Origin of the sequence: Streptomyces sp. NPDC046465 (genome assembly GCF_040646035.1) — a bacterium.
In the GTDB taxonomy this organism is placed as follows: Bacteria; Actinomycetota; Actinomycetes; order Streptomycetales; family Streptomycetaceae; genus Streptomyces.
Genome location: NZ_JBEYZK010000060.1, coordinates 1 through 5825, shown reverse-complemented (window position 1 = coordinate 5825; position 5825 = coordinate 1). Strand labels below are relative to the sequence as shown.

The 5825-nt window shown below is 73.3% G+C and carries 2 protein-coding genes; both read left to right on the top strand.

The window, feature by feature from the left end:
• Positions 1-4250 (top strand): SDR family NAD(P)-dependent oxidoreductase (locus tag ABZ953_RS38970; protein ID WP_361734231.1); only part of this gene is annotated, 4250 nt, incomplete at its 5' end.
• 52 nt (positions 4251-4302) lie between these two features.
• A partial coding sequence (locus ABZ953_RS38965) for a beta-ketoacyl synthase N-terminal-like domain-containing protein (protein WP_361734229.1) occupies positions 4303-5825 on the top strand: 1523 nt, incomplete at its 3' end.

Genomic DNA, 5825 nt, shown 5'->3' with positions numbered 1-5825 from the left:
CGGTCACCGCCGAACGCCTCGACGACACGACGCAGCTCGACACCGGCTACTGGGTCACCAACCTCCGCCAGCCCGTCCGCTTCGCCGACACCATCGAGGCACTTCTGGCCGACGGCTACCGCCTGTTCATCGAGGCCAGCCCGCACCCCGTCCTCAACCTGGGCATGGAAGAGACCATCGAGCAGGCCGACGTCACCGCCACCGTGGTGCCCACCCTGCGGCGCGATCACGGCGACGCCACCCAGCTCGCCCGCGCCGCCGCCCACGCCTTCACCGCGGGTGCCGACGTCGACTGGCGCCGCTGGTTCCCGGCCGACCCCACCCCCCGTACCGTCGACCTCCCCACCTACGCCTTCCAGCGCCGACGCTATTGGCTGGCCGACACCGTGGCGCGAGACGCCGGGCGCGACCGGGGCGTCGGGTCGGGGCATGCGCAGTTGCCCACTGCGGTTGCCCTCGCCGACGGGGGAGTGGTGCTCAATGGTCGGGTCTCCGCCGGGAATGGTGGCTGGCTGGGTGGGCATGTGGTGGCCGGGACTGCCCTGGTGCCAGGGGCCGCGCTGGTGGAGTGGGTGTTGCGGGCCGCTGACGAAGCGGGCTGCGGGACGGTGGACGAGCTGACGTTGCAGGCGCCGTTGGTGGTGCCGGAGTCCGGCGGGCTCCAGGTACAGGTGGCTGTGGGTTCGGCGGACGAGCAGGGCCGTCGTGACGTACACGTGTACTCGCGGCCCGAGCAGCAGGGCGCGGCGGCACTGTGGGTGTGTCATGCCGTCGGTGAGCTCGGGTGTGAGCCGAGGGCGATACGGCCGACGCGGCAGGCCGGTCAATGGCCGCCTGCGGGGGCCGAGCCGGTGGATGTGAGCGGGTTCTACGAAAGTGTCGCCGTCGCCGGGTACGAGTACGGACCGGCCTTCCGCGGGCTGCGGGCGCTGTGGCGGGACGGCCAGGATCTCCTTGCGGAAGTGGAGTTGCCCGAGCAGGCGGGTTCGGTGGCCGGGTTCGGGATCCACCCCGCGCTGTTGGATGCCGCGTTGCATCCGCTGCTCGTACAACGGGGCGAGCAGGGGGCGGACGGTGCGGAGGTGCTGTTGCCCTTCACCTGGAGCGGAGTGTCGTTGTGGGCTACCGAGGCCACCACCGTGCGGGTGCGGCTCGCCGGGCTGCGTGGGGGCGATGAGGAGACGGTCTCGCTGACCGTCACGGATCCCGCAGGTGGGCCCGTGGCGGACGTGGCGGAGTTGCGCCTTCGGTCGATCGGCGCCCAGCAGGTGCGGGCCGCCGGGGGACTGGGGACGGACGGACTGTACGAGCTGCGGTGGACGACGCTTCCGACGCTTTCGGGTGCGCTTGCCGATGCCGATGCCGATGCCGGTATCGGTATGGGTGTCGGTACCGATACCGGTACCGACACCGATGTGGCCACCCCCGCGCCCTCCCTGGTGATGGCCCCGGTGGACACCGTCGGTGAGGACGGACTCGCCGTGGCTGGGCGGGCGTTGCGCATCATCCAGGAGTTCCTGGCCGCGCCGCGCCTGGACCAGGCGCACCTGGTGTTCGTGACCAGGGGCGCGGTGGACGCGACCGGCCCCGGCGACGCCCTCGGCTTAGTGCGGACGGCGGACCCGGTGGACCCGGCGGGCGCGGCCGTGTGGGGCTTGGTGCGCAGCGCGCAGTCGGAGAACCCGGGCCGGATCGTGCTGATCGACACGGATGTGCCATTCGAGGATGGCGCAGTTGTAGAGGCCGTGCGGGCTGCCATCGGAGCGGATGAACCGCAAGTAGCTTTGCGCTGCGGCGAGTTGTTGGTCCCCCGGTGGGCCCAGGCCGACGATCCCGCCGAACTGGCGGGACCGGCGGGACCGGTCGGGGCGAAGGCCTGGCGTCTGGTGGGCGGGGCGTCCGGGACGCTGGACGCGCTCGTGGCGGAGGCCTGCGACGAGGTGCTGCGCCCGCTGGAGCCCGGGCAGGTCCGCCTTGCCGTGCACACGGCGGGGGTCAACTTCCGCGACGTACTGATCGCTCTGGGCATGTACCCGGATCAGGGTGCGCTGCCCGGCACCGAGGCGGCCGGTGTGGTGACGGAGGTCGGGCCGGGCGTCACCCGGCTGTCGGTCGGCGACCGCGTGATGGGCATGCTGGACGGCGCGTTCGGCCCGTGGGCCGTCGCCGACGCGCGCATGCTCGCTCCGGTTCCGCAAGGCTGGGACACCCGACAGGCGGCCGCCGCACCGGCGGCGTTCCTGACGGCTTGGTACGGGTTGGTGGGGTTGGCCGGTCTTCGGGCGGGTGAGCGGGTGTTGGTCCATGCCGGTACGGGTGGTGTGGGGATGGCGGCGGTGCGGATTGCCCGGTATCTCGGGGCTGAGGTGTTTGCCACGGCGAGTTTGGCCAAGCATTCCGTATTGGAGGAGATGGGGGTCGATGCCGCGCATCGGGCGTCTTCCCGTGACCTGGGTTTCGAGGACGTCATCCGGGAGGCCACCGGTGGGTGTGGCGTGGATGTCGTGCTCAACAGCCTCACGGGTGAGTTCATCGATGCTTCCTTGCGGTTGCTCGGCGAGGGCGGTCGGTTTTTGGAGATGGGCAAGACCGATCTCCGTACCCCCGAGGCCGTGGCCGCGGCGTACGCGGGCGTCACGTACACCGTCTTCGACCTCGTCACCGATGCGGGGCCCGACCGTATCGAGGTCATGATGCGGGAGCTGGGCGAGAGGTTCGCCTCCGGTGACCTCGAGCCGTTGCCGGTGCGTTCTTGGCCGCTGGACCAGGCACGGGAAGTGTTCCGGTTCATGAGCCAGGCGAGGCACACCGGCAAGCTGGTGCTCGACATACCCGCACCGGTCGACCCCGACGGCACCGTCATCGTCACCGGCGGAACCGGCACCATCGGCGCCGCCGTGGCCGAACACCTGGCGCGCACCGGCGAGAGCGCACATCTGCTCATCGTCAGCCGACGCGGAGCCGCCGCCGACGGGGCCGACGAACTGGCGGCGCGACTCGCGGAGTTGGGGGCCGAGGCGACCTTCGTGGCGGCCGATGTGAGCGAGCCCGGGGCGATTGCCGCGCTGATCGCGGGGATCGATCCGGCCCACCCGCTGACCGGTGTCGTACATGCCGCGGGCGTACTCGACAACGCCCTGATCGGTTCGCAGACCCCCGAGAGCCTGGCCCGCGTGTGGGCGGCCAAGGCCGCCGCCGCGCAACAACTGCACGAGGCGACACGGGAGACGCGGCTCGGCCTGTTCGTGATGTTCTCGTCCTTCGCCTCCACTCTGGGCACCCCGGGGCAAGCCAACTACGCCGCTGCCAACGCCTATTGCGACGCGTTGGCCGCGCGCCGCCGCGCTGAGGGCTGCGTCGGCCTGTCCGTGGCATGGGGGCTGTGGGAGGCCACCAGCGGTCTGACCGGGACGCTGTCCGCGGCCGACCGGGCCCGCATCGACCGCTACGGGATCAAGCCGACCGGCGCGGCCCGCGGCTGCGCCCTGCTGACAGCCGCGCGCGCCCACGGACGCCCGGACCTGCTCGCCCTGGACCTGGACCCCCGCATCCCGGCCGGATCCGACGCAGCGGTCCCCGTCGTGCTCCGCGCCCTGGCCGCCGCGGGGGCGCCCGCCGCGGCCCGTCCCACCGCGGCCGTGGCAGGCCAGGCGGAGGACTGGCAGAGCAGGCTTGCCGACCTCACCGCCGACGAACAAGTGGAGCTTCTCACCGGCCTCGTGCGCACCCACGCGGCCGGCGTGCTCGGGCACGCCGACCCGGCGGCGGTGCAGGTGGACACGCCGTTCAAGGAGCTCGGCTTCGACTCGCTGACCGCCGTCGAACTGCGCAACCGGCTCGCCGCCGCGACCGGACTGAAACTGCCCGCGGCCCTGGTCTTCGACTACCCCCAGGCCCACATGCTCGCCGCCCACCTCGCCGAACGGCTCGCCCCGGACGGAGCACGGGCCCCGAAGGGCGACACGACCGCCCAGGTCCTGCAGGAAGTGGCCCGGGTCGAGCACGTCCTGTCCGCCGCCGTCAGGCAGGGCCTGGACCAGGCGGCCGTCGCGGCCCGCCTGGCGGCTCTCCTCGCCCGCTTCACGGCGGCGACGGGGACCACGGTGGCCGGAGCCGGAGCCGGAGCCGGAGCCGGAGCCGGAGCCGGAGCCGGAGCGAGCGCCGCGGCCGGCGAGGACGCGGCGGACCAGCTGGAGACGGCGACCGCCGAACAAGTACTGGACTTCATCGACAACGAACTCGGGGTGTGAGCCGCGTGCCGGCCGCACATCCCGCGATCACGGGCGGGGAGCTAAAGCGCACATGGTGAGCGAAGAGAAACTGGTCGACTACCTCAAGCGTGTCTCCGCGGACCTGCACGCCACCCGGCAGCGGCTGCGCGAGGCCGAGGACCGTGACCAGGAACCGGTGGCCGTGGTGGAGACGGCCTGCCGCTACCCCGGCGGTGTCCGCAGCCCCGAGGACCTGTGGGAGCTGGTCTCCGCGGGCAGCCACGCGCTGGGCGCCTTCCCCGACAACCGGGGCTGGGACCTGGAGCGGCTCTTCCACCCCGACCCCGACCACCCCGGGACCAGCTACGCCCGCGAGGGCGGGTTCCTGCACGACGCCGACCTGTTCGACCCCGAGTTCTTCGGCATCAGCCCGCGCGAGGCCGCCGTCCTCGACCCGCAGCAGCGCCTCCTCCTGGAGTGCGCCTGGGAGGCTCTGGAGCGCGCGGGCATCGACCCGCACTCCCTGCGGGGCAGCCGCACCGGCGTGTTCGCGGGGGCGGCCCTGCCCGGCTTCGGCACCCCGCACATCGACCCGGCCGCCGAGGGGCACCTGGTCACCGGCAGCGCCCCCAGCGTCCTGTCCGGCAGGCTCGCCTACACCTTCGGCCTGGAGGGCCCGGCGGTCACCATCGACACCGCCTGCTCGTCGTCGCTGGTCGCCGTGCACCTGGCGGCTCACGCCCTGCGCCGACGGGAGTGCGATCTGGCGCTCGCGGGCGGCGTCACGGTCATGACCCATCCGTACGTGTTCACCGAGTTCTCCCGCCAACGGGGCCTGGCCGCCGACGGCCGGTGCAAGCCCTTCGCGGCCGCCGCCGACGGCACCGCGTTCTCCGAGGGCGCCGGACTCCTCGTACTGGAACGCCTCTCCGACGCCCGCCGGGCCGGGCACCGGGTGCTCGCCGTCATCCGCGGCTCCGCCGTCAATCAGGACGGTGCGAGCAACGGTCTGACCGCCCCCAACGGCCCCGCCCAGCAGCGCGTCATCCGCGCCGCCCTCGCCGGGGCGCGGCTCTCGCCCGCGGAGGTCGACGCGGTCGAGGCGCACGGCACCGGCACCCGGCTCGGCGACCCCATCGAGGCCGACGCGCTCCTCGCCACCTACGGGCAGGAGCGGCACGAGGGCCGACCGCTCTGGCTCGGCTCGGTGAAGTCCAACATCGGCCACACGCAGGGCGCGGCAGGCGCCGCGGGCCTGATCAAAATGGTCCAGGCGCTGCGGCACCGGACGCTGCCCGCCACGTTGTACGCGGACGAGCCGACGCCGCACGCCGACTGGGAGTCGGGCGCGGTGCGCCTGCTGACCGAACCGGTCGCCTGGCCGCAGGGCGACCGGCCCCGCCGGGCAGGCGTCTCCTCCTTCGGGATCTCCGGCACGAACGCCCACCTCATCCTGGAGGAAGCACCCGCGGCCGACGTCGCTGCCGACGTCGCTGCCGAGGTCGGTGCCGAGGTCGGTCGAGACGCCGTCGACGGCGCGGGAGAGGCCCGGCCCGTGGTGCGGACCCGCGCCACGGCACCGGCGTCCGCCGCTCCCCGCGAGGAGGGGGGGGC